This window comes from Methylorubrum aminovorans (assembly GCF_022179725.1).
GTDB lineage: Bacteria > Pseudomonadota > Alphaproteobacteria > Rhizobiales > Beijerinckiaceae > Methylobacterium > Methylobacterium aminovorans.
Genome location: NZ_BPRC01000001.1, coordinates 662619 through 685485, shown reverse-complemented (window position 1 = coordinate 685485; position 22867 = coordinate 662619). Strand labels below are relative to the sequence as shown.

The 22867-nt window shown below is 67.1% G+C and carries 27 protein-coding genes and 1 tRNA gene; 7 read left to right on the top strand and 21 right to left on the bottom strand.

What is annotated here, in order from left to right; genetic code table 11:
* The first annotated feature begins 53 nt into the window (after positions 1 to 53).
* Positions 54 to 479 (top strand): Lrp/AsnC family transcriptional regulator, encoded by a 426-nt coding sequence (locus MFF24_RS03120; protein WP_238222295.1) that lies wholly within the window; start codon positions 54 to 56, stop codon positions 477 to 479.
* Between the two features lie 14 nt (positions 480 to 493).
* Here the strand turns inward: MFF24_RS03120 and MFF24_RS03115 are convergent, their stop codons facing one another.
* From MFF24_RS03115 to MFF24_RS03105, 3 genes are all read right to left on the bottom strand, one after another.
* Positions 494 to 952 (bottom strand): type II toxin-antitoxin system RatA family toxin, encoded by a 459-nt coding sequence (locus MFF24_RS03115; protein ID WP_108940678.1) that lies wholly within the window; start codon positions 950 to 952, stop codon positions 494 to 496.
* A 6-nt stretch (positions 953 to 958) separates the two neighbouring features.
* A complete protein-coding gene (gene lipA / locus MFF24_RS03110; protein ID WP_238222293.1) occupies positions 959 to 1963 on the bottom strand; it encodes a lipoyl synthase in 1005 nt (334 codons plus the stop codon).
* 134 nt (positions 1964 to 2097) lie between these two features.
* A complete protein-coding gene (locus MFF24_RS03105; protein WP_108940676.1) occupies positions 2098 to 2835 on the bottom strand; it encodes a cell wall hydrolase in 738 nt (245 codons plus the stop codon).
* A gap of 208 nt (positions 2836 to 3043) precedes the next feature.
* Here MFF24_RS03105 and MFF24_RS03100 point away from each other — a divergent pair, with 208 nt between their 5' ends.
* Both MFF24_RS03100 and MFF24_RS03095 read left to right on the top strand, forming a co-directional pair.
* The gene (locus tag MFF24_RS03100) at positions 3044 to 3259 is read left to right on the top strand and encodes a hypothetical protein (RefSeq protein ID WP_108940675.1); all 216 of its coding nucleotides are present in this window, start codon (positions 3044 to 3046) and stop codon (positions 3257 to 3259) included.
* 21 nt (positions 3260 to 3280) lie between these two features.
* Positions 3281 to 4627 (top strand): PQQ-dependent sugar dehydrogenase, encoded by a 1347-nt coding sequence (locus tag MFF24_RS03095; RefSeq protein WP_238222291.1) that lies wholly within the window; start codon positions 3281 to 3283, stop codon positions 4625 to 4627.
* 20 nt (positions 4628 to 4647) lie between these two features.
* Here the strand turns inward: MFF24_RS03095 and MFF24_RS03090 are convergent, their stop codons facing one another.
* From MFF24_RS03090 to MFF24_RS03080, 3 genes are all read right to left on the bottom strand, one after another.
* Positions 4648 to 5271, bottom strand: a complete 624-nt coding sequence (locus MFF24_RS03090; RefSeq protein ID WP_238222289.1) for a L,D-transpeptidase — start codon at positions 5269 to 5271, stop codon at positions 4648 to 4650.
* A gap of 158 nt (positions 5272 to 5429) precedes the next feature.
* Positions 5430 to 5681, bottom strand: coding sequence for a hypothetical protein (locus MFF24_RS03085; RefSeq protein ID WP_108940673.1), 252 nt, complete (start codon positions 5679 to 5681; stop codon positions 5430 to 5432).
* 117 nt (positions 5682 to 5798) lie between these two features.
* Complete coding sequence (locus MFF24_RS03080; protein ID WP_238222286.1) at positions 5799 to 6302, bottom strand: 1,3-beta-glucanase; 504 nt, start codon at positions 6300 to 6302, stop codon at positions 5799 to 5801.
* A 340-nt stretch (positions 6303 to 6642) separates the two neighbouring features.
* Here MFF24_RS03080 and MFF24_RS03075 point away from each other — a divergent pair, with 340 nt between their 5' ends.
* A complete protein-coding gene (locus MFF24_RS03075) occupies positions 6643 to 7350 on the top strand; it encodes a YoaK family protein (protein WP_238222285.1) in 708 nt (235 codons plus the stop codon).
* A gap of 65 nt (positions 7351 to 7415) precedes the next feature.
* Here the strand turns inward: MFF24_RS03075 and MFF24_RS03070 are convergent, their stop codons facing one another.
* From MFF24_RS03070 to eno, 8 genes are all read right to left on the bottom strand, one after another.
* Complete coding sequence (locus tag MFF24_RS03070; protein ID WP_238222283.1) at positions 7416 to 7568, bottom strand: hypothetical protein; 153 nt, start codon at positions 7566 to 7568, stop codon at positions 7416 to 7418.
* 240 nt (positions 7569 to 7808) lie between these two features.
* Complete coding sequence (gene lpdA, locus MFF24_RS03065) at positions 7809 to 9248, bottom strand: dihydrolipoyl dehydrogenase (protein ID WP_238222281.1); 1440 nt, start codon at positions 9246 to 9248, stop codon at positions 7809 to 7811.
* A 189-nt stretch (positions 9249 to 9437) separates the two neighbouring features.
* Positions 9438 to 10850 carry a pyruvate dehydrogenase complex dihydrolipoamide acetyltransferase gene (locus MFF24_RS03060; RefSeq protein ID WP_238222280.1) on the bottom strand — a complete coding sequence of 471 codons (1413 nt, stop codon included), beginning with the start codon at positions 10848 to 10850 and terminating at the stop codon, positions 9438 to 9440.
* A gap of 33 nt (positions 10851 to 10883) precedes the next feature.
* Positions 10884 to 11162 carry a DUF5076 domain-containing protein gene (locus MFF24_RS03055; RefSeq protein ID WP_108940668.1) on the bottom strand — a complete coding sequence of 93 codons (279 nt, stop codon included), beginning with the start codon at positions 11160 to 11162 and terminating at the stop codon, positions 10884 to 10886.
* A 10-nt stretch (positions 11163 to 11172) separates the two neighbouring features.
* Positions 11173 to 12621, bottom strand: a complete 1449-nt coding sequence (locus MFF24_RS03050) for a pyruvate dehydrogenase complex E1 component subunit beta (protein WP_238222278.1) — start codon at positions 12619 to 12621, stop codon at positions 11173 to 11175.
* Between the two features lie 116 nt (positions 12622 to 12737).
* On the bottom strand, positions 12738 to 13787 hold the full coding sequence (gene pdhA, locus MFF24_RS03045; RefSeq protein ID WP_133088414.1) for a pyruvate dehydrogenase (acetyl-transferring) E1 component subunit alpha: 1050 nt from the start codon (positions 13785 to 13787) through the stop codon (positions 12738 to 12740).
* A gap of 175 nt (positions 13788 to 13962) precedes the next feature.
* Positions 13963 to 14274 carry an FtsB family cell division protein gene (locus tag MFF24_RS03040; protein ID WP_133088416.1) on the bottom strand — a complete coding sequence of 104 codons (312 nt, stop codon included), beginning with the start codon at positions 14272 to 14274 and terminating at the stop codon, positions 13963 to 13965.
* Positions 14275 to 14400: 126 nt separating this feature from the next.
* Positions 14401 to 15690: a phosphopyruvate hydratase gene (gene eno / locus MFF24_RS03035; protein WP_166059665.1), complete on the bottom strand. Its 1290-nt coding sequence runs from the start codon at positions 15688 to 15690 to the stop codon at positions 14401 to 14403.
* Positions 15691 to 15954: 264 nt separating this feature from the next.
* Here eno and queF point away from each other — a divergent pair, with 264 nt between their 5' ends.
* Positions 15955 to 16416: a preQ(1) synthase gene (gene queF / locus MFF24_RS03030; RefSeq protein ID WP_108940664.1), complete on the top strand. Its 462-nt coding sequence runs from the start codon at positions 15955 to 15957 to the stop codon at positions 16414 to 16416.
* A gap of 15 nt (positions 16417 to 16431) precedes the next feature.
* On the opposite strand, the gene MFF24_RS03025 is transcribed toward queF, so the two are convergent.
* The 5 genes from MFF24_RS03025 to MFF24_RS03005 all read right to left on the bottom strand — a co-directional run bounded on the left by MFF24_RS03025 (position 16432) and on the right by MFF24_RS03005 (position 20872).
* Positions 16432 to 16878, bottom strand: coding sequence for a hypothetical protein (locus tag MFF24_RS03025; RefSeq protein ID WP_238222276.1), 447 nt, complete (start codon positions 16876 to 16878; stop codon positions 16432 to 16434).
* A 252-nt stretch (positions 16879 to 17130) separates the two neighbouring features.
* Complete coding sequence (locus MFF24_RS03020; RefSeq protein ID WP_108940663.1) at positions 17131 to 17439, bottom strand: hypothetical protein; 309 nt, start codon at positions 17437 to 17439, stop codon at positions 17131 to 17133.
* 216 nt (positions 17440 to 17655) lie between these two features.
* Positions 17656 to 18504, bottom strand: a complete 849-nt coding sequence (kdsA, locus tag MFF24_RS03015; protein WP_238222275.1) for a 3-deoxy-8-phosphooctulonate synthase — start codon at positions 18502 to 18504, stop codon at positions 17656 to 17658.
* Between the two features lie 9 nt (positions 18505 to 18513).
* Positions 18514 to 18999: a hypothetical protein gene (locus tag MFF24_RS03010; protein ID WP_238222274.1), complete on the bottom strand. Its 486-nt coding sequence runs from the start codon at positions 18997 to 18999 to the stop codon at positions 18514 to 18516.
* 28 nt (positions 19000 to 19027) lie between these two features.
* Complete coding sequence (locus MFF24_RS03005) at positions 19028 to 20872, bottom strand: chloride channel protein (protein WP_238222273.1); 1845 nt, start codon at positions 20870 to 20872, stop codon at positions 19028 to 19030.
* A gap of 147 nt (positions 20873 to 21019) precedes the next feature.
* Between MFF24_RS03005 and MFF24_RS03000 the strand changes: the two genes are divergently transcribed.
* A tRNA-His gene (locus MFF24_RS03000) sits at positions 21020 to 21096 on the top strand.
* A 134-nt stretch (positions 21097 to 21230) separates the two neighbouring features.
* Here the strand turns inward: MFF24_RS03000 and MFF24_RS02995 are convergent.
* The gene (locus tag MFF24_RS02995) at positions 21231 to 21482 is read right to left on the bottom strand and encodes a hypothetical protein (RefSeq protein ID WP_133088425.1); all 252 of its coding nucleotides are present in this window, start codon (positions 21480 to 21482) and stop codon (positions 21231 to 21233) included.
* An 88-nt stretch (positions 21483 to 21570) separates the two neighbouring features.
* Here MFF24_RS02995 and MFF24_RS02990 point away from each other — a divergent pair, with 88 nt between their 5' ends.
* Complete coding sequence (locus tag MFF24_RS02990; RefSeq protein ID WP_238222272.1) at positions 21571 to 22242, top strand: polyamine aminopropyltransferase; 672 nt, start codon at positions 21571 to 21573, stop codon at positions 22240 to 22242.
* Positions 22243 to 22311: 69 nt separating this feature from the next.
* Here MFF24_RS02990 and MFF24_RS02985 read toward each other — a convergent pair whose 3' ends face one another.
* Complete coding sequence (locus tag MFF24_RS02985) at positions 22312 to 22821, bottom strand: ferritin-like domain-containing protein (RefSeq protein WP_108940658.1); 510 nt, start codon at positions 22819 to 22821, stop codon at positions 22312 to 22314.
* Positions 22822 to 22867: the final 46 nt, after the last annotated feature.

The following is a 22867-nucleotide window of genomic DNA, read 5'->3' as shown; positions in this document are numbered from 1 at the left end:
GGGACAGGCCATCGCCCGATCGGCTAAGCTCGACTGATCAGAGTGCGAAGGCCATGCTCGACTCGATCGATCGCCGGCTCATAGCCCTGCTACGGACCGACGCGCGGATGCCCCTGGCGAAACTCGCCGCGGCGCTCGGCATCACGCGGGCGACGGCGCGGGCACGGCTCGATCGTCTGCTGACCACCGGCGTCATCACCGGTTTCACCGTCACGGTGCGGAACCCGGAGCCCGGTGGCGTGCGCGCGGTGACACTGATCGAGGTGGATGGGCGCCATGCCGAGAGCGTGATCCGCCGCCTGTCCGGCCTACCGGAGATCCGTGCTCTTCACACAACCAACGGCCGCTGGGACATCGTCGCCGAGATCGAGGTTCCGACGCTCGGCGATTTCGACACGCTGCTGCGGACGATCCGGCAGTTCGAGGGGATCGCCAATTCCGAGACCAGCATCCTGCTCGCTGCTCGTAAGGGCATGTGAGCGGAGCAGCCAGGTCAGGCAGGTGCGCCGTAAATCGCGGCGGCGCGGCCCTCGAACGCGTCGGTGAACTTGCGGAAGGCCCGGTCGAACATCGTGCCCATGAGAAGGCCGAGCGTCCGGCTCTTGAACTCGTAGGTGATGAAGAAATCGACTTCGCAGCCGCCGCCCTCCGCATCGCGGAACGTCCAGCGATTCTCGAGGTGCTTGAACGGTCCGTCGATATATTCGGCGACGATCTTGCGGTTCTCGCGGTCCAGGCTCACGCGGGTGGTGAAACGCTCGCGGATCGCCTTGTAGCCGACGCCCATCTCCGCCACTCGAACCTTGGTGCCGTTCGGCCCCTCGGCGTCCCGCAGCACCCGCAGCGACTCGCACAGGGGCAGGAACTCGGGATAGCGCTCGATATCGGCGACGAGATCGTACATCTGCGTCGCCGAGTGGCGCACGTTCCTCGTGATGCGGAAGGAGGGCATTCGGGCTCAGGCGCTGACGGCGACGGGTGCGGGTCCGAGCTTGGCCAGACGTGCCGCCTTCAGCCGGGCAAAATCCTCGCCGGCATGATGCGACGAGCGGGTGAGCGGCGTCGCCGAGACCAGCAGGAAGCCTTTTGCGTAGGCCGTGGTCTCGTAGGCTTTGAACTCGTCCGGCGGCACGAAGCGCACGACCTCATGGTGCTTGCGGGTAGGCTGCAGATATTGGCCGATGGTGAGGAAGTCGACCTCTGCCGAGCGCAAATCGTCCATGAGCTGCACGACTTCGTTCCGTTCCTCGCCCAGCCCCACCATGATGCCGGACTTGGTGAAGATCGTCGGGTCGAGTTCCTTCACCCGCTGCAGCAGGCGCACGGAGTGGAAGTAGCGGGCACCGGGCCGCACGGTGACGTACTTGCCGGGCACGGTTTCGAGGTTGTGGTTGAACACGTCGGGCTTGGCCGCAACCACGACTTCCAGGGCGCCGGGCTTGCGCAGGAAATCGGGCGTCAGGATCTCGACGGTGGTGCCGGGGCTGGCCCGGCGGATCGCGGCGATGGTGCGTGAGAAATGCTCGGCGCCGCCGTCCTTGAGGTCGTCGCGGTCCACCGAGGTAACGACGACGTGGTGCAGCCCGAGCTTGGCCACCGCCTCGGCGACCTTCTCCGGCTCGGCCGCGTCGAGCCCCTCCGGCAGGCCGGTGCGCACGTTGCAGAACGAGCAGGCACGGGTGCATGTGTCACCCATGATCATGAAGGTGGCGTGCCGCTTCTCCCAGCACTCACCGATATTGGGGCAGCCCGCCTCCTCGCAGACGGTGACGAGGTTGTTGGCGCGGACGATATCCTTGGTCTCGGCCCAGAGCTTCGAACCCGGCGCCTTCACCCGGATCCAGTCGGGTTTCCGCTGGATGGCGGTGTCGGGGCGGTGCGCCTTCTCGGGATGGCGCGGCCGCGCGGGCGCATCCGCCTTGGGCCTCGTGTCGTTGTTCAGGAGATCGAGGACGACGGCCATGGCGATGCGGGGTGAGCCTCACGGGAGCCGGACCGGGCAGCCCGGCCGCGTTCCTGACTTAAGGCGTCGCGCTCCCGGCGCATAGGGCGGGGGCGACAACCTGCCCGGGCCGTAACCCTGCAGTGTGACAATCGTCAGTTCTTGTCGCGTCCGGGCGCCGAGGCGTAGCGGGCCGGGCCAGGCACGCGCAACTCCGGCGCGGTGGGCGCGGTGTAGTCGGCGGTCATTGTCGGCTGGACGCGGCCGGTGAGCGGCAGGCCGATCATACCCGACTTCACAGCGGCGACCTGAAGCGGCATCAGGCGGCCGGTGGCGGTCTGCACCACGGCGCGGGGCTGGACCGCCGGCAGGTAACCCTCGCGGTCGCTCTTTTCGTAGAAGACGTTGCCGCCGGCGGCGGCGACGTAGTGCATGTTGTTGTAGGGGAACTTGTAGCCCGCGGTGTGGAAGTGCAGCGCCGGGCCGACCGTTTCGTGTCGCTTGCCGGAGAGCAGAGCGTCGGCGACCTTTTCCAGGCGCGGCCGGTCCTGCTCGCGCACGGGCTTGGTCAGCACGCCGTTGGCGAATTGCCGCTTCTGGCCCACCACTTCGCAGATCCGGCCCGGATAGGCCGGGGCGTCGAGGCGGTTCATCACCACGGTGCCGACGGCGAAAAGCCCGTCCTCGTCGCTGCGGATCGACTCGAAATACATCGCCCGGGCGAGGCATTCCTTGTCGGCAGCGGTCGGCGCCTGCACGACCTTGGCATTCGTTGCGATCGAACCCGTCGTCAACTCAGCTTGATGCGGAAGCACACCGCAGCCCCCAAGACCCGAACCGGTCAGCGCTAGCCCGAAGAGGCAGAGAAGACGGAAGGTCCGGTCGGCTTGCATGCAGGCTCCTGAAGGCTGACGACGGTCGGCGGTAAAGCTGGACCATTCTGCCCACAGGAGCAAAGAAACTGTTAAGCCTGGACCGTGAATCCAGGGGGGTGTGTCCTTTGGCACACGCTTGCTCTCAACCGTCCCTTCGAGGCGGTTGAACGGAGTGGCGAACTTGAGCGTTCACTACCCTCGAGCATCGTCAGCGAAGGGCCGGGCCATGGTGGACGCGAACGTGGAATTGCCGGGCACCTTCGACGAGCGGATGCGCGAGGAGGCCGCCGCGGCCGGTCGCGCGGCGCTGGAGGCGTCACTGCAACGCTTCACCGACAAGCAGCGCGACGCGTTCTGGAACGCGATCGGGCTCTACTACTCGACCCGCCGACATCCCGGCGCCGAGGAGGCCGGGCTGCGAGCCGCCGCGACGCCGGTCTGATCTATTTCCTTCGAGGTTTCGATGCGCCGCTCCGCCAAGATCGGTCTTTCCGCGCTCGCCATCGTGCTGCTCGGAGGGGCGGCCTTCCTGCGCTTCGTCGTTTATCCGGAATCCGCTTCGCTCGACGTGGCGGCGAGCAGCGGGGCGAGCCCATCCTTGCCGGCGCCGAACCCGACCTTGATGCCCACCGTCAACATCGCCCGCGTGGCGCGCTGGCAGGACGGCGCCAAACCGAAGGCTGCGCGGGGACTGAGCGTCGTCGCCTTCGCCACCGGTCTCGATCATCCGCGCTGGCCCTACGTACTGCCGAACGGCGACGTTCTCGTCGCCGAGAGCCAGGCGCCGAAATCTGGTGACCATTCCACCAGCGTCACCGATTGGGTCGCCGACAAGGTGAAGAGCATGGCCGGCGCCGGCGGCGCCAGCGCCGACCGCATCGTGCTCCTTCGCGACCGGGACGGCGACGGCGTGGCCGAGGAGCGCCACGTTTTCCTCAAGGGCCTCACCTCGCCATTCGGGATGGCGCTGGTCGGCTCCGACCTCTACGTGGCGAATGCCGACGCGCTGGTGCGCGTCCCCTATTCCGAGGGTCAGACGGAGATCACGGAGAGCCCGGAAAAGGTCGTCGACCTGCCCGCCGGCATCAACCACCACTGGACCAAGAACGTCGTCGCGAGCCCGGACGGAAAGACGCTCTTCATCACCGTCGGCTCGAACAGCAATGTCGGCGAGAACGGCCTCGACATCGAGAAGGGTCGCGCGGCGATCTGGGAATACACCGTCGCCACCAAGGCGATGCGCGAGTATGCCACCGGCCTGCGCAACCCGAACGGCCTCGCCTTCGAGCCGGTGACGGGCGCGCTGTGGACCGCGGTGAACGAGCGCGACGAGATCGGCAGCGATCTCGTGCCCGACTACATCACTCGCGTAACGGAGGGCGCCTTCTACGGTTGGCCTTGGAGCTACTGGGGCCAGCACGTGGACGAGCGGGTGCAGCCGCCGCAGCCGGAGAAGGTGAAGCGGGCGATCGCGCCGGATTATGCCGTCGGCACGCATACGGCGTCGCTCGGCATCGCCTTCTCGATGGGATCGAACCTGCCGGACGCCTGGAAGAGCGGCCTGTTCGTAGCCCAGCACGGCTCATGGAATCGCCGCCCGAAGAGCGGCTACAAGGTGATCTACGTGCCGTTCCAAGACGGCAAGCCTTCCGGCGCGCCGGTCGATGCTCTGACGGGCTTCCTCAATGCCGAGGAGAAGGCGCAAGGGCGGCCCGTTGGTGTGGCAATCGACAAGGCCGGGTCGCTGCTGGTGACCGACGATGTCGGGAACGCCGTGTGGCGGGTGACCGGAGCGACGGCGTCCAACTGAACTGATCCGGCTCGGCGCCGTCAGTACAGGTCGCCGTAGCCGACGCCGTAACCCTCGTCGAACACGTCCCGATAGCGTCGGCGAGGGGGCGATCCGTAGGCCTCGTCCTCCCAGGTCCGGCCCCGCGCGCGCACCGCCACTACGCCTTCGTCGTCGCTGCGCCGGACTGAGCGCGTCCGTATGGGCCGCTGGACCTCGGCCACCGGGGCGTCTCTCAGGCTGCCTTCGATGATGACACGGGTGTTGGCCATCTTCTGCTGCTTCACCAGGGAGAACAGCGTCGCGGCGTTGCGCTGCGAGAGACGGACGCAGCCGTGCGAGGCGGCGCGGCCGAGGCGGCGGGTCTGCGTAGTGCCGTGGATCGCGTGGCCGACCTGCGTGAAGAACACCGCGTGCGGCATCGGCGCGTTGTCCCACTCGCGCGAGAAGTGGCTCTTCTCCATGCGGAACGGCCGATGGCTGCCGTTCGGCGTGTCGTGACTCGCGACTCCCGTCGAGACGGGCCAATCGTAGCGCTGAGTGCCGTCGACCACGACGCTCATGCGTTGCGAATCCTTGTCGACGGCGATGAGAAGATCGGCCCGCGCCGCCGGGGCAGCGGTCAGGGTCAGGCTTGCGAGAAACGCGAGAAGAGGCAAGCGCATGGGGACGGTTCCGAGGCTCGATGCCTGCAACATGCCCTTCTCGCATCCCACTTCAAGCGGTGCTCTAGATTATTGTTTTTGCATCGTCTTTTTCCGAAAGCCGGTGTCCACCTTTCGGGGTGCTGCTCCGAGATGCCAGGAGCCGCAGACGACGCCTCTTACCGATCGGCCGGCGCGCTGCGGACGAAGCCGCGGGAGATGAGGCGGCTGTTCTCACGGGCTCGACGCTCGGCCTCCATCAGATCGGACAACGCGTCGGTGATGGCACAGCGCAGAGCGATCCCTGCATCGCCCTGTGTGCTGCTGAGATAGGCCTGGGCGATGTCCTCCACCGGGCAGGAAGCCACTCTCTCCCATCCCGAATCCGCGAAGCGGGTGGACGGGCCGTGGCTCGTCTGCAGCTTGGGCATGGTCTTCCTCCGACTCGGCATGAGAACGAAGATAGAACATACCGAAACGGTTAACGAGACCTTACCGGGATCTTTCGAGGCTGTGGACATCCCGCCCAGCGGCCAAGGTGCATGCCTTCAGCGCAGTCCGGAGCCGCTGAGCGGGTCGAAATACGCATCGGTCGGCCTAGGCGAGAATCCTGCACCGCCGGAAATACCGGCACCCGCAGGGGCGCCGCCGCCGCCCGATCCGATGCTGCCGGCCACGTCGTCCGGACGTCGCCGCGCCGCATTCGCGATCCCGCCGCCGCTGGAACTCAGCCCGCCGCCGCCGGGAGTGCCGGAGGCGCTTGCGCCGCCGAAGTTCAACCCGCCGGCATTGCCGGAGAGTCCAGGCGCCGACGTTCCGAGGCCGGAGATCCCGGACGCGCCACCGAAGCGCAAGCCGCCGGGATTGGCCAGCGCCATGGTTGCGGTGGGGGACGCGACGGTCGCAACCGTCGAAGTCGGACCGAACGGGAGGCCGGGCGCGGTGAAGCCAGAGGGCAGGCCGCCGACCGACGTCTGTGCCAGGGCAGGCACGCCGCCGAGTTGCAAGGCCGAGAGCAGAAAACCGAACCGAAGCATCCGCATCGTCGCCATCGCGATGTCCTCCCGCGTCTCGGCCTTCGAGGGCGCGGATGACCAACGCCGGCTCGACGAGGCAGTTTCCCTCACATCGGTCGGATGCACGGATCGCTACCGGATCGGGTCTGTTGCGCGACGACAGGTCTTAGTTCGAGTGGCCCGGAGCGGCCCCCGGGCGGAGGGCGAAACCCGGGTTTCGAGATCCCGGCCATCGAGAAGGAGGGGCGGGATGTTTCCGCTGGTCGTGGGCCGAGGAAACGGATGCGACGCAGCCGAGCGTTCGGACAGGTTGCGTAAGGGAATACGCCGTTAAAATGATCGCGCCGCAGACTGCCTGACAGCCGATCTACTCCCGATGCTCGTCCACGAAGGCCACGACCGCACCCCCGGCATCGACCGGCGTCTCGCTTGGCCCTTCGCAGGGATTGCCGGCGCCTTGAACGCCGCCGGCTTCTGCGCCTTCGGAACCTTCTCCTCGAACATGACCGGCAACGTGTCGGCCCTTGCCGACCATCTCGGTCTCGGGGAGGCAGCGCTCGCCCTGCCGATGCTGGCTCTCATCGCCGCCTTCATGGTCGGGGCCATGAGTGCGACGCTTCTCATCAGCGCGGGCCGTCATCATCGGTTGCGCGGCGTCTACGCCTACAGCGTGCTGACGGAGGCCCTGTTGCTCGTCGGCCTCGGCGTTCTCGGCTTCTGGCTACCCGCGGGGTGGCACGGCGCGGTCCTCGTCACGGGACTCAGCTTCCTGCTCGGCCTGCAGAATGCCACGATCACCCAGATCACCGACGCCCGTGTGCGCACGACGCACGTGACAGGCATGGTGACCGATCTCGGGATCGGCCTCGCGCGCCGGCTTTCGCAGGGCGACGACGCGTTGGGATCAGACCGGGAGAAGATGCGGCTCTACGGGGTGACGGTGGCCGCCTTCCTGGCAGGGGGTGTCACCGGCGTGCTGGCATGGCGCGTTCTCGGCATTGCCCTGCTCTTCGTCGCTGCCGGATTGTTGGCCCTGATCGCGCTGCCCGGCATCGCTTCGGCCCGCCGGCTGAAGACATCCTGAGGCCGACCCCGCGGCATCCCGTGACGGCGTTTCCGAACTTTCGGGTCTCAGTCGATCGGGCGCATCTACTCGTGCTCCTCACGGAAGACGAGGTAGCTCAACGGCCCGGCGCAAAGGAACAGCAACAGCAGCGTGACGTAGAGGTGGACACGCATCACCGACAGCGATGCGTAGATGCCCGCGAGGCCGATAATGAGCAGGAGAGTACGTATGATCATGGGCCGGCCGATTGTTACGCCAGGGGCGCTCGGCTCACGGTATACGGGCAACAGCTCTCGCGAAGATTCAACCAAAGCGCATTCAAGGCGCACCGGTACTACCGTCCACCGGGAAGTTTGATCGTCCGGTGTAGCGACGGAGAGGGCTCAGGCCTCACCTCAAAAATTGGGGGTGCGCAGGATGGCGGTATCGAGACCGCTCTTGCGCACCCCTGGCATTTTCAGCCTCGAACGATCCCGTCAGGTGTGGATCACCTGGCCATAGGCGTCGAGCACGCTCTCATGCATCATTTCGGAGAGCGTCGGGTGCGGGAAGACCGTGTGCATCAGCTCTTCCTCGGTCGTCTCGAGGTTCATCGCGACGACATAGCCCTGGATCAGTTCCGTCACCTCGGCGCCGATCATGTGGGCCCCGAGCAACTGGCCGGTCTTGGCATCGAAGATCGTCTTGATCAGGCCGTCCGGCTCACCTAGCGCGATCGCCTTGCCGTTGCCCGCGAAGGGGAAGCGGCCGACCTTGATCGAGAGGCCGAGATCCCTGGCCTTGCCCTCGGTAATGCCGACGCTGGCGATCTGCGGGTGGCAATAGGTGCAGCCCGGGATCTTGGCCTTGTCCATCGGGTGCGTGTGAAGACCCTTGATGGTCTCGACGCAGATGACACCCTCGTGTTCGGCCTTGTGGGCCAGCATCGGCGGGCCGGCGACGTCGCCGATCGCGTAGATGCCAGGGACGTTGGTGCGACCGAGCCCGTCATTGACGACGACGCCGCGCTCGATCTTCACGCCGAGCTTCTCGAGCCCGAGGTTCTCGATATTGCCCACGACGCCGACGGCCGAGATCAGCTTCTCGGCGGTGAGCTGCTGCGTCTTGCCCTTGTCATCCTCGACCGTGGCAGTGACCGAGTCGGCGCCCTTCTCGACCTTCGTCACCTTGGCACCGGTGAGGATCTTGATCCCCTGCTTCTCGAAGCGCTTGCGGGCGAGGCCGGCGATCTCGGCATCCTCGACCGGCAGGATCTGCGGCAGCAGCTCGATCACCGTCACCTCGGCGCCCATGGTGCGGTAGAACGAGGCGAATTCGATGCCGATGGCGCCCGAGCCCATCACCAGCAGGCTCTTGGGCATCTTCTCGGGAACCATGGCCTCGTAATAGGTCCAGATCTGCTTCTTGTCGGGCTCGATGCCGGGCAGCACGCGCGGCCGCGCACCGGTCGCGACGACGATGTGCTTGGCCGAATAGGTGCCCGCGCCCTTGGCGCCCTTCGGAGCTTCCGCCCGCTTGGTCTCCTTGACCGTGACCTTGCCGGGCTCGTTGTCCTTGGCCGCCGAATCGATCGAGGCCTCGCCCCAGATCACATCGACCTTATTCTTCTTGAGCAGCATGCCGACGCCGCCGTTGAGCCGGCTCGAAACGCCGCGGGAGCGCTTGACGATCGCCGCCGTATCGAAGCTGACCTCCTTGGCGGAGAGGCCGTAATCGGTGGCGTGCTGCATGTAGTGGTAGATCTCGGCCGAGCGCAGCAGCGCCTTGGTGGGGATGCAGCCCCAGTTCAGGCAGATGCCGCCGAGATGCTCGCGGTCGACCACCGCGGTCTTGAAGCCGAGTTGCGCCGCGCGGATCGCGGTGACGTAACCGCCGGGCCCCGCGCCGATGATGAGGACGTCATAGGTTTCGGACATCAAGGCCTCCTGCTCCCCTCCCGGCTGTGAGGAGGGGTCGAGAGTGAGGATTGGACCACCCGGTCGGCGGTGATGAACGGGATCAAGGGAGAGGCGGCGGGCTGATGACGGCGCCCCACGCGTCATCTCCAGCCCGAGCTCCGCCCGTTCATTCGACGGAGCCCGAGCGAGGGCTCTTGTCGGCAGCTCTCAGACGAGCATCCCCATCGGGTTTTCGATCAAGCTCTTGAACGCCGCGATCAGCTCGGCGCCGAGCGCGCCGTCGAGGACGCGGTGGTCACAGGAGAGCGTCGCGGTCATGGCCTGAACGACGGCCGGTGCACCATCCTTGACGACGACCCGCTTCTCGCCGGCGCCGACCGCCAGGATCGTCGATTGCGGCGGGTTGATCACCGCCGTGAAGTGCTTGATCCCGAACATGCCGAGGTTCGACACCGAGGTGACGCCGCCTTGGTACTCTTCCGGCTTCAGCTTCTTGGCGCGCGCACGGCTCGCGAAATCCTTCATCTCGTTGGAGATGGCGGAGAGCGTCTTCTGGTCGGCCTTGCGGATGACGGGCGTGAACAGGCCGCCGTCGATCGCCACGGCGACGCCGACCTCGGCGTGCTTGAAGCGCAGGATGCGATCTTCCGCCCAGACGGCGTTGGCGGCTGGAACGCGCGTCAGCGCAAGGCCCATCGCCTTGATGACGAAGTCGTTGACCGAGAGCTTGAACAGCGGCTTGCCGTCCTTGTCCTTGCCGGCCGAGCCATTGAGCGTCTCGCGCAGCTTCATCAGCGCGTCGAGTTCGCAATCGACGGTGAGATAGAAGTGCGGCGCCACCTGCATCGCCTCGGTCAGGCGTTTCGCGATGGTCTTGCGCATGCCGTCAAGCGGCACTTCCTCGAAGCTGCCCTTCTCGTAGAAGCCCCGCACCTGATCCAGGCTGAGCGCAGCCGGCGCGCTGCCGGTGGGCGCCGGCTTCGGAGCGGCCTTCTCCTGTGCGGGCGCGGCAGCCGCCTTCGCTTCGGGCTTCGCCGGGGCGCCGGCCTTGGCCGTGCCGCCCTCGATCGCCGCCTGGACGTCACGCTGAATCACCCGGCCATGCGGACCCGAGCCCTTCACGGCAGAGAGATCGACACCCTCCTGCTTGGCGATGCGGCGGGCGAGCGGCGAGGCGAAGACGCGACCGCCGGACCCCTGAGCCGCGGGCTGTATCGCGCCATTCGGTCTGGCGCCCTCGGGGGCCTGATCGACCCGGGCGTAGGAAGCGTGGGCGCCGTCGGGCGCGGCGTTCTGGTCGGGCGTGCTCTTCGGCTCGACGGGGGCGGTCTTCGCCTCGGCGCGACCCGTCGGCGCCTGCACGCTGCCCGGATCCTCGCCCTCTTCGGCGATCAGCGCGATCAGCTCGTTAACCGGGACGTCGGCGGTGCCTTCGGCCACGAGGATCTTGGCCAGCACGCCCTCATCGACCGCCTCGACCTCCATGGTCGCCTTGTCGGTCTCGATCTCGGCGATCACGTCGCCGGACTTGATGGCGTCGCCCTCCTTCTTGAGCCACTTGGCGAGGTTGCCCTTCTCCATGGTCGGGGAGAGCGCGGGCATCAGGACGTTGATCGGCATCGTGTCGTTCCCGAGCGGCCTTGAGAGGGAGGGTCAGTTGAGGGCATTGTTGGGATCGAGGCTCTCTGCCTCCCACCCGGCGCGGATGCGCTCGAAGGCTTCCTCCTCCGAGGTGTCCGTCTCGATCGCGTAGGCACGGGCGGCCTGCCGGGCGAGATCGATCAGCAGGCGCCCCCAGGTCGCCGGATCGTCGAAGGCACGCCGGAGCGCCACGCTGACAGCTCCGTCGACGATGGAGGCGCGCACGATCTCGATCCCGCCCTGTTCCAGGGCGTCGGGCGGGATCTCGAGTTCTTCGAACTTTTCCGACATTGATGCTCGATTACTTGTAGCAGACGGCTTTGACGGCCTCGATGACTTCCGCCACGCTCGGGAGCGCCAGCTTCTCGAGGTTCGCGGCGTAGGGCATCGGCACGTCCTTGCCGGTCACTCGCAGCACCGGCGCATCGAGGTAATCGAAGGCATCGACCATCAGGCGGGCGACGATCTCGGCGCCGACACCCGATTGCGGGAAGCCTTCCTCGACGCAGACGCAGCGTCCGGTCTTCTTGACCGATTCCACCACCGTGGCGCTGTCCATCGGGCGGATCGTGCGCAGGTCGATCACCTCCGCCTCGATGCCCTCTTCGGCGAGCGCCTGAGCCGCCTTGAGGGCGTAGGTCATGCCGATGGAGAAGGAGACGATGGTCACGTCCTTGCCGGGGCGATGAACCCGCGCCGTGCCGATCGGCAGGACGAGATCGTCGATCTCCGGCACCGGGAATGATTGCCCGTAGAGGATCTCGTTCTCGAGGAAGATCACCGGGTTGGGATCGCGGATCGCGGCCTTGAGCAGGCCCTTGGCGTCGGAGGCCGTGTAGGGCGCGATCACCTTCAGGCCGGGCACGTTCGAGTACCACGCGGCGTAGTCGTGGCTGTGCTGCGCGCCGACGCGGGCGGCGGCGCCGTTCGGGCCGCGGAACACGATCGGACAGCCGAGCTGACCACCGGACATGTAGAGCGTCTTGGCCGCCGAGTTGATGATGTGGTCGATCGCCTGCATGGCGAAGTTGAAGGTCATGAATTCGACGATGGGCTTGAGGCCCATGAACGCCGCACCGACGCCTATGCCGGCAAAGCCATGCTCGGTGATCGGCGTATCGACCACGCGCCGCGCGCCGAACTCCTGAAGCAAGCCCTGCGTGATCTTGTAGGCGCCCTGATACTCGGCGACTTCCTCGCCCATGACGAAGACGGCTTCGTCCTTGCGCATCTCCTCGGCCATGGCGTCGCGCAGGGCCTCGCGCACCGTCATGGTCTTCATCGGCGAGTCGGCGGGGAACTCCTCCATCACCGGGTCGGGCGCCTTGTTGGTGATGACGGCGGGAGAGGCAGGGGCCTTCGGCGCGTCGTCGCCGGTCTTGGCGGAGGCGGCCGAGGCGTCGGCCATGCCCTCGGCCTGCATGTCGGGGGTGGGGGCGGGTGCGCCGCCGGAGGCGCCGTTGGGCTTCCCCTTGCCCCCGCTTGCGGCTGCCGCCGAAACGTCCTCGCCCTCTTCGGCGATGATCGCGATCGGCGTGTTGACGGCGACGTTCTCGGTCCCGTCCGCGACAAGGATCTTGGCGAGGATGCCCTCATCGATCGCCTCGACCTCCATCGTCGCCTTATCGGTCTCGATCTCGGCCAGGACGTCACCGGCTTTGACCGCGTCGCCCTCCTTCTTCAGCCATTTGGCGAGCTTCCCCTCCTCCATGGTCGGAGAGAGGGCGGGCATCAGGATATCGGTCGCCATTTGCGCTGCTCTATCGATCCGGGTGCGTCGGTCGGGCGTATGTTCGCGGGCTTGTTCTTGCGAAGGCCTCGCCGGAACTCCCGGGCCGCCAGGGCCCGGGGCGTATCAGGGCACGTTCAGGCGCGCGCTTCGAGAAGGATATCGGTCCAGAGCTCCGAGGGATCGGGCTCGGGATCGTGGGTCGCGAAGTCGGCGGACTCGTTGACGATCTCGCGGACCTTGGCATCGATGCCCTTCAGGTCGGCCTCGGGCACGCCGTGCGCTTCGAGCAGGCGCTTGCGCACCATCTCGATCGGGTCGTGCTCGTCGCGCATCTTCGAGACTTCGTCCTTCGACCGGTACTTCGCCGGGTCGGACATCGAGTGGCCACGATAGCGGTAGGTCTGCATCTCGAGGATGTAGGGTCCCTCGCCCGAGCGGGCGTGATGGATGGCCCGCGCCGCCGCCTCGCGGACCGTGCGCACGTCCATGCCGTCGACCTGCTCGCCGGGGATACCGAAGGAGAGGCCGCGCTTGGAGAAGTCCGTCTGCGCCGAGGCGCGGGCCACCGAGGTGCCCATGGCGTAGCGGTTGTTCTCGATGACGTAGACCACCGGCAGCTTCCACAGGGCCGCCATGTTGAAGCTCTCGTAGACCTGGCCCTGGTTGGCCGCGCCGTCGCCCATATAGGTGAAGCTGACCTTGCCGTTCTTCAGGTAGGCATCGGCGAAGGCCAGGCCGGTGCCCAGCGCCACCTGCGCGCCGACGATGCCGTGACCGCCGAAGAACTGCTTCTCCCGGCTGAACATATGCATCGAGCCGCCCTTGCCGCGGGAATAGCCACCGCGGCGCCCGGTCAACTCGGCCATCACCCCCTTGGGGTCCATGCCACAAGCCAGCATGTGGCCGTGATCGCGGTAGCCGGTAATGTTCTGGTCACCGTCCTCGCCGGCCATCTGCATGCCGACGACGACCGCTTCCTGGCCGATATAGAGGTGGCAGAAACCGCCGATCAGGCCCATGCCGTAGAGCTGGCCCGCCTTCTCCTCGAAGCGGCGGATCAACAGCATCTCGCGATAGGCGTGAAGATCTTCGTCTTTCGTGAACTGGGGAATATTCGGAGCCGGTTGATGTTGCGGCGCACCTTTTTCCGCCGCAGGTTTCCCTGCCTCGTTGCCCGCAGCCATCGGCGTCCTCCCGAAATCACTCTGTTGGGAGGGGTTCTAGGGCAGCGATTTGCGGAAATCGAGAGGCGCGCTGACAGCCATGATGTGCTGTTACCGCCACGGTTGAAGCGGTGGACAATCTGCAAAGTCAGTGAAAACGAAAGTTTGGCTTGGTTATTCTAGCGGAAATAAAAATTTATGGGCCGATGATGACGAGATCATTGGCATGCACGCGGCCGAGAACCACGCGGGCCCGCTCCTCTAACAGGTCGCGGTCGATCTGCTCGCTTCGCAGGAGGGAGACACGGTGCTCCCAGGTCGACCGCTCGGCCTTGGCGGCATTCAGCTCCTGGGTGAGCCCGTAGGCCTCGACCTTGAGGACGCGCTTGGCCTCGAGACCGCGGCTACCGCTCTCGGCCTGATGCACGAAGTAGCCGACGACAAGTGCGGAGACCGTCCAGAGGACGGCGGGCACGACGATGGCGCGGACGCGGCGACGAATAACCATGGCAGGGGAGAGGTTCACCGCAACAGGGTGAAGAAAGCGTTTCGGCGCGCCGAAATCGGACGTGCCGCGAACCAAAAAGGCGCGGCGGACCCTCCCAGGCCGCCGCGCCTCACGACTCAGGGACGATCAGCGTCCGGCGAGCTGGCGGATGGCGCTGCGTCCGGCGTAGAGCGCTTGGCCGCCCAGCCCCTCCTCGATGCGGATGAGCTGGTTGTACTTGGCCAGTCTGTCCGAGCGGGCGAGCGAGCCGGTTTTGATCTGTCCGCAATTGGTCGCGACCGCGAGGTCGGCGATGGTGGAATCCTCGGTCTCGCCGGAGCGGTGCGACATCACCGCGGTGTAGCCGGCGCGCTGGGCCATATCGACGGCGGCCAGGGTCTCGGTGAGCGAGCCGATCTGGTTGACCTTCACGAGGATCGAGTTGCCGGTGCCGGTCTCGATGCCGCGGGCGAGACGCTCGACATTGGTCACGAACAGGTCGTCGCCGACGAGCTGCACCCGGCTGCCGATCCGGTCGGTCAGCAGCTTCCAGCCTTCCCAATCGTCCTCCGACATGCCGTCCTCGATCGAGAGGATCGGGTAAGCCTCGGTCAGCTTGGCGAGGTAATCGACCTGGGCCTCGATCGAGCGGGTCTGGCCCTCGCCCTCGTAGCGGTAGGCGCCATCCTTGAAGAACTCGGTGGCGGCGCAGTCGAGCGCCAGCACCACGTCGCTGCCGGGCTTGAAGCCGGCGGCGTTGATCGATTCCATCACGAAATCGAGGGCGGCCTCGGCGGACGGGAGGTTCGGGGCGAAGCCGCCTTCGTCGCCGACATTGGTGTTGTGGCCGGCCTTCTTGAGCGCGCTCTTGAGGGTGTGGAAGATCTCCGCGCCCATCCGCACCGCGTCGGAGAGCGAGGTGGCGCCGACCGGCATCACCATGAATTCCTGGAAGTCGATCGGGTTGTCGGCATGCGCCCCGCCGTTGACGATGTTCATCATCGGCACCGGAAGCACCCGGCCCTGCACGCCGCCGACATAGCGGTAGAGCGGCAGGCCGGCGGTCTCGGCCGCTGCCTTCGCCACCGCGAGCGAGACGCCGAGAATGGCGTTGGCGCCGAGGCGCGCCTTGTTCGGCGTGCCGTCGAGGGCGATCATCGCCTCGTCGACCGCGACCTGATCCTCGGCATCCATGCCGCCGATGGCGTCGAGAATCTCGGTCTGCACCGCATCGACGGCCTTCAGCACGCCCTTGCCGTTGTAGCGGCCCTTGTCGCCGTCGCGCAGCTCGACCGCCTCGTGAGCACCGGTGGAGGCGCCGGAGGGGACCGCGGCGCGGCCGAAGGAGCCGTCCTCCAGAAGGACATCGACTTCGACGGTGGGGTTGCCACGGCTGTCGAGAATCTCGCGGGCGGCGATATTGGTGATCGCGGTCATGGGCGCTCCTTGGCGGCGCGTCGCGGCGGGGTCGTCTCGCGGATGTCTTCGAGACCCGCGCAGCCTGCGACGCTTTGCGTCGCGGGCTTATCCGCCAACCTCGGGATGTCGGCAAGCTCCCGAAGGCGGCTCGGAACCGGGCCACTTCGATAAAATCCGCTCGATGTCGCGAATTTTCTCGGCCTTTATCCGGCTATCGGGCGGAATCCCTGGCATTCACCGCACACAATAGGCGGACCCGAGAAGGCGGCGTATAGGGCCACCATGGATTCGATCGAGACTCACGCCAAGCAACTCGGACGGCAGACGCCGCTGCCGACCTCGCCGGAGGCTGCGGAGCTGGACCGCGTGCCGAACCCGCACGCCGACACCGATTACCTTGCCCGCTTCACCGCGCCGGAATTCACCTCGCTCTGTCCGGTGACGGGTCAGCCGGATTTCGCCACCCTGGTCATCGACTACGTGCCGGACCGCTGGCTCGTAGAGTCGAAGTCGCTGAAGCTCTATCTCGGGGCCTTCCGCAATCACGGCGCCTTCCATGAGGATTGCACCGTGGGGATCGGTCGGCGGCTCGTGGCCGTGCTCGAGCCGCGCTGGCTGCGCATCGGCGGCTACTGGTATCCCCGCGGCGGCATCCCGATCGACGTGTTCTGGCAGACCGGTGAGCCACCCAAATCCGTGTGGTTGCCGGACCAGGGCGTCGCGCCCTATCGCGGCCGGGGCTGATCGACCCCGCGGCCGTCAGTGCTGCTCGGCCAACACCCGCACGGTCCGGGCGATGAGCTTTTCCTGGGCCTCGATCGGTCCGCCATGGATGACGGCGACCGCCTCTAGCATCTGTTCCAACTCGTCGCGTTCGGCGTCATCGAGCTTTTCCCGCAAGAGGGGCGCGAGATGATCGACCGCGGTGTCAGCGTCTGACGCCTGGGCGGCGGCATGCCGGATATAGGCCATGCGCGTGCCGTGATCGTCTTGGGGAGAGGTGACCTTGCGCATCTCCGCCTCGATCGCCGCTTCCTGCTCCGGCGTCGGGGTGCCGCGGGCGAGCGCGACCAGCATCATCAGCACGCCTGCGGCATCGGCAGGGTCGCGAATTGCGCGCAGCGGCGCTGCCCGGAAGGCAGCTGCACTGCGCGCCCTCAGCTTGGCGTTGCGCCGATCGCCGAGGAAGCGGTCGAGCTGCTCCATCCCGTTTCCGTAGATGAAGTAGTACATCAGCCCGGTCATGACGGCCCCGACGACGGCTGCGATGACAGGCATGATTCCCCCGGCGCTGTTGCGATGCGGCGGAACCTGTCTCATCGCCGCCCAGGGTGCAATCCCGTATCCTGTACCCGGATTGATTGATCGCCGGGCCTTGTCCGACCTCCGAAAGCAAGCGGACACGAAAAAAGGCGGCCGGTTTCCCGGCCGCCTTCGCTACTGTTTGAGATTCAGATCTCAGTAGCCGTAATCGTAGTAGCCGCCGCCATAGGCCGGGCGCCCGTAATAGCGGTCGCGGGCATAGGCGTCGCGCGCAGCACCGGCCGCGATCGCGCCGGCCGCGAGACCCGCGATGCCGAGACCGACGGCCGCGCCGGTGCCGATGCCGCGACGGCGGCCGCCGTAATAGGCGCGCGGGCCGTAGCCGCCATGATAATGGCCGTGATGATGACCGTAGCCGCGGCCGTACGGACGGGCATCGGCGGAGGTGGCGGTCAGAGTGCCGACCGAGATCAGGGCGGCGGTAACGAGGGCGAGTTTACGCATAGCGTCCTTTCCGATCCAGAAGCGACTTGCCAAAAGCATCTTGGCGACCAAACACCCGAGCTTTGCCGGTAGTTCCCACCGGGAAGTTCCGGGCAAGTCAGGCATCACGTCCGGGAAGGATTGAGTCCCCCGCCGAAGTGCCGTTCCTCTCGATTGGAATGGATGATGACGCCGTCTGCCTGAACGAAATCTGAAACGAATCGAAGCGAGCCGTTCTCACGCTTTGACGAGGCGGTCGAAAGCCATCAGTGTTTCAACCAAAGCGGGAAGGTCGGCGAGCGCCACCATGTTCGGCCCGTCTGAGGGCGCGCGGTCGGGATCGGGATGGGTCTCGATGAAGACGCCCGCTACGCCGACCGCCACCGCGGCGCGGGCGAGCACCGCGACGAACTCCCGCTGTCCGCTGGAGGTGGCCCCCTGTCCGCCGGGTTGCTGCACCGAGTGCGTCGCATCGAACACGACCGGGGCACCGCCGGTGACGCGGGCCATGATCGGCAGCGAGCGCATGTCGGACACGAGCGTGTTGTAGCCGAAGGAGGCGCCGCGCTCGGTGACGATGACATTGGGATTGCCGGCCTGCGTCACCTTGGCGGCGACATGGGCCATGTCCCAAGGCGCGAGGAACTGGCCCTTCTTGACATTGACCGCGCGCCCCGTGGCGGCGGCAGCGAGCAGGAGGTCGGTCTGACGGCAGAGGAAGGCCGGGATCTGCAGGATGTCGACGGCCTGCGCCGCCCGCTCGCACTGCTCGGCCTCGTGCACGTCGGTGAGGACGGGAAGGCCGAGGCTCTCGCGGATCTCGGCGAAGACCGGCAGGGCCTCGTCGAGGCCGACGCCGCGGGCCGAGCGGCCGGAGGTGCGGTTGGCCTTGTCGAAGGAGGATTTGAACACGAGGCCGATGCCGAGCTTGCCGGCCATTTCCTTGAGAGCGGCAGCGACTTCGAGGGCGTGGTTGCGCCCCTCGAGTTGGCAGGGGCCGGCGATCAGCGCCAGCGGCAGATGGTTGGCGAAGGCGACGCGGCCGGTCTGGACGACGGGGCCGGGATTGGGTGCGGTCTCGGGCATGCGCCCGCTCTAGCCCGGCCCCGCCGCGCGGGAAAGTCCGCGGCGCGGGCGGTCCGCCGCCAGACGGCACAGGCTGCCGACACCGAAGCCATCCGCCCGGTCGCCGGGATCACAGCGCAGAACCGCGCCGCCGACGCGGCCGAGCTGCGGCGCGCCGGTCAGCAGACTGTCCTGATGCAGGCGCAGGGCGAGGGCTTCCACGGGCACAGCCGGCGCACCCGCCAGCGTCCGCGCGGCGAGCCCGATCAGGACGAAGAAGGCGCGCGGCGGCTCGCGCCGATCCGAGCGGAACAGAAGGCGTCGCGGCGTGGCGCAATCGAGGCTCATCCGGTCGGCATCGGCGGCACGGAACACGACGAGCGAGCCGCTGCGCCCAGCGAGTGCGGCACCAGTGCCGCGGATCAGCCGAACGGTCAGGCCGTCGCAGGAATCGGCCCGCACAGTCGATCCGAGGAAGAGGAGAACAAGGCCGGCGAGAAGGGCGCGCAGGGTCATGCGGCGGTCCATAGCATGGCCGTGTTTCTCACGCCGCTTCGCCGAGCATGGCGCGGCGCTGGCGGTCGAGTTCCTCGCTGTAGCGCTTTAGTGTGTGGCTCTCCGTCAACAATCCGATCACCTTGCGGCTCTGCGCATCGTCGAGCACGGCGAGGGTCTCGCTCTCGGCCTCGTCGAAGGCCGCCGCCGCTTGCTTGACGCTCATGTCGGCGAGCAGGAACGACTTCGGATAGCGAACGACGTCGGAAAGACGCGGCGTCTCGCCACCGTTCTCGGCGGCGCGGGCATGGGCCTCGGGCACGAGCACGACGCCGGCATAGCGGTCGTGCGCATCCACCACGATCACCCGCGAGGGCGAGCCCAGCGGATGCGCGCGAAGGAACGTCGCCATCGGCGTATCGAGCGCGACCGGCCGGATGTCCTTGCGCATCATCCGCCCCACGGTGAGGTTGCGCATCCAGCCGACATCGTGGGCGCTGCGGATGGTCTCGCCGCGCAGGTGGAAGCGCCAAGTGGCGAAGGAGTAGCCGAAGGTCTTCCGCACCGTGAGCGACGAGGCGATCACCGAGGCGAGCACGAGCCCGGTCACGGGAAAGCTTCCGGTCATCTCGAGGGCGAGGAAGGTCATGGTGAGGGGCCCGCCGACGATGGCGACAGCAAACGCGCTCATGCCGACCACGGCGTAGCCGACGGGTGCGAGGCCGAACGCTTCGAAACCGGGCCAGACCACCGGCGCGATGCCGGCGAACAGGCGGCCGACCAGCGCGCCGAGGAACAGCGAGGCGAAGAACAGGCCGCCGCGAAAGCCCGAGCCGATCGACATCGCGGACGCCGCTGCCTTGGCGACGACGAGTCCGGCGAGGGCTCCGAGCCCGGCGGTCGCCTCGGGCGCGAGGTAGATGTGGAGCGCTCCGTGACCGGCGGAGAGCACCTGAGGCGTCGTCGCCAGCGCAAGACCCCCGACACACAGGCCGCCGAGGATCGGCCGCAGCGGTGCGGGCAGATGCGAGGCGCGAAAAGCCTGCTCCACCAGCGTGACGCCGCGCATCAGCAGCACCGCGAGCCCGGCGCAGACGAGCCCGAGGGCGAGGCAGGGCAGCGTGTCGCCGGCATCCACCGCCGTGTTCTTGGCGAGCGCCAGGGCGCCGACATCGACGAAAGCGGGCTGCGGCGCCAGCGCCCGCATGACGAGACTGCCGCACAGGGCCGCGACGACGACGGGGGCGAGCGTCGCGATGGTGTAGGTGCCGATGATGAGTTCGAAGGCGTAGAAGGCTCCGGTAAGAGGCGAGCCGAAGGCGGCGGCGATGGCGGCGGCCGAGCCGCAGCCGACCAAGGTGCGCAAGTCCGAGCGGCGCATCTCGAAGGCGATGCCGAGCCGCGAGGCGATCCCCGCGGCGACCTGCGTATAGCCCGCCTCCAGCCCGACCGAGGCGCCGCACCCATTCGAGACCACGTTCTGCACCGCCACGTCGAGGGAGCCGCGCAGCGACATCCGTCCGCCATGCAGCGCGTTGGCCTCAATGGGATCGACCACGGCGCGCTTGTTCTTGCCGCGGCCCCGGGTCGAGATCAGGAGCAGCAGGCCGAGAACCGCACCACCGAGCGCCGGAGCCAGAAAAGGAAGGCCCATCAGGCCCTCGGAAGGAAGATCCGTGAGGCTGCTCAGGCGCTGGCCGGCGGGAAGCCGATAGAGCATCTCGCGCAGGAACTGGCTGGCGCCGCTCATGGCCGCAACGGTGAGGCCTCCGACACAACCTGTGACGGCTGCGAGCAGCACGAGAGCCACTTCGCTTCCCCGCACCCAGGCCCGCAGCCGCGCCGGCGCCTGAACCAGGGGAGCCGTGGCAGGGGGAGATGTGGACGGACTCATCGCACTCGCGGGGATTGGGAGCCGGGTGGAGGCCATGGCGCCTATGCACTGGCGGTCTAACACCCGTGGATCGCCGGTGCGAACCGTCGCGAGAGGCATTCAAGGCGCTTGAAATGCCGCGAGCCTCGCGATAAGTCCCCCTCACGTGCCGCCGTAGCTCAGTTGGTTAGAGCACTAGATTGTGGATCTAGGGGTCCCCCGTTCGAGCCGGGGCGGTGGTACCATCCAATTCGGTACGAATTTGAAGGGGTTGGCGCTGTGCCAGCCCCTTCTTCGTTTCGGCCCGGCCCCCCGAAGGCAGCTTCGAAACGCCAGGAAAAGCAGGACAACGCGACCGTTGTCCCGCCGCTTCCGTGGCTCAGCTCACAACGACCGGCTTCACAATCGGCGAGCGGGAGAGGGTCTGGATCTCACGCGGCGGCCGTCCGGCCTTCTGCGCGATCTCGGCTTCCTGCTCGGCGATGAGCTGGCGGGCCGGCTCGTCGCCGTCGAGGCCGCCGAGGATTTCCATCGGCACGCGCCGATTGGAGGCGCGTGAGCCGTCCGCGAAGACGACGTCGAAGAGGACGAAGCCGCGCTGTTGCGGCAGAGATTTGGTGCGCTTGGACATGCGCGCTGATAGGCGCCCTTGAGCGATTTGAGCAATGGCGGCGGACGCAGGCGGGGCCATACACCGCGGTCGGCCGGAAAGGGCTGTGATGAACGAGTGGGTTCACCTCGCAACCGGTGATGTGCCCGGCGGAGGCAAGAGTCTCGCCCTGATGCAGCGGGGCAGCGAGTTCTCGATCGTCGTCGGCACCATCGAGCTGATGAACAGCACGCGCGGCGATTCGGAGGAGGCACTGGCCTCGCTCACCTGCGCCCGGCTATCGGAAAGGCCGGCGCCGCGTGTACTGATCGGTGGTCTGGGCATGGGTTTCACGCTGCGCGCCGCACTGCAGGGGCTCGGACCGGACGCGCGGATCGTCGTCGCCGAACTTGTCCCCGCGGTGGCGGCCTGGGCACGCGGACCGCTGGCCCCGATCTTCGGCGATTGCCTGGATGACCCGCGGGTCGAACTTCGCGAAATCGACGTGAACCGACTGATCCAATCCGAGCCGGCCGGATGGGATGCCGTCCTCCTCGATGTGGACAACGGTCCGGAGGGACTGATGCGAAAGGCCAACAACCGGCTGTACGACGAGTGGGGGCTGAAGCGGGCACAATGGGCGCTCAAGCCGGGTGGCACGCTCGGGGTATGGTCGGGCTCGCCGGATCGGAAGTTCAAGGCACGGCTTCAGCGCCTCGGCTTTGCCGTCGAGGAAGTGCGCCTTTCGGCGAGCGGTTCGAGCGGGCCGCGCCACGTCGTCTGGCTCGCGACGCGGCCCTGATCTTAGGAGGCGCCGCTTAATCGAGAGATCCGGCGACGCATCGCAGCATCGCCGGAAGAGCTCGCGGGGTCAGCGATCGGCCTTCTCGCCGGCGACCGTGAGATCGATGTAGCGCTTCGTCGTCGGGCCGATCAGCTCGCGCACCCGGCGCGCCATCGCCTCCTCCTCCTGCAGGGATTGCCGGAAGCCCGTCAGGCTTCCGCCCTGCCCGGCCGCCTCGCCGATGGTGAGCAGGGATTCGTAGGCGGCGATCTCGAAATTCTCGAAGGCGTGGTTGGCGTAGGTGTTCTTCAGGATCTCGTCCTGCGCCGGCGTATGGCCCAGCGCCATCATGTTGCCGACGAAACCCAGAATGCCTTCCTTGATCGTCGAGGGGCTGTCGCCCAGCGACTGGAGCGCTTCTTCCAGGCGCGTCCGCTGGCCGTGCGTCTCCTCGATGTGGCGGCGCAACGCCTCCTCCATCTCGGGATAGCGGGTGAGCCGCTCCACCTGACGCTCCATGATCTGCAGGGCCTGCATTTCGAGCGCGTGCGTGTTCTTGAGGGCTGTCACGTAGATTTCGCGGGTATCGAGCGCCATCGTCGGCTTCTCCTGTGCGAAGGGAATGAGTGAACCGGCCTGAAGC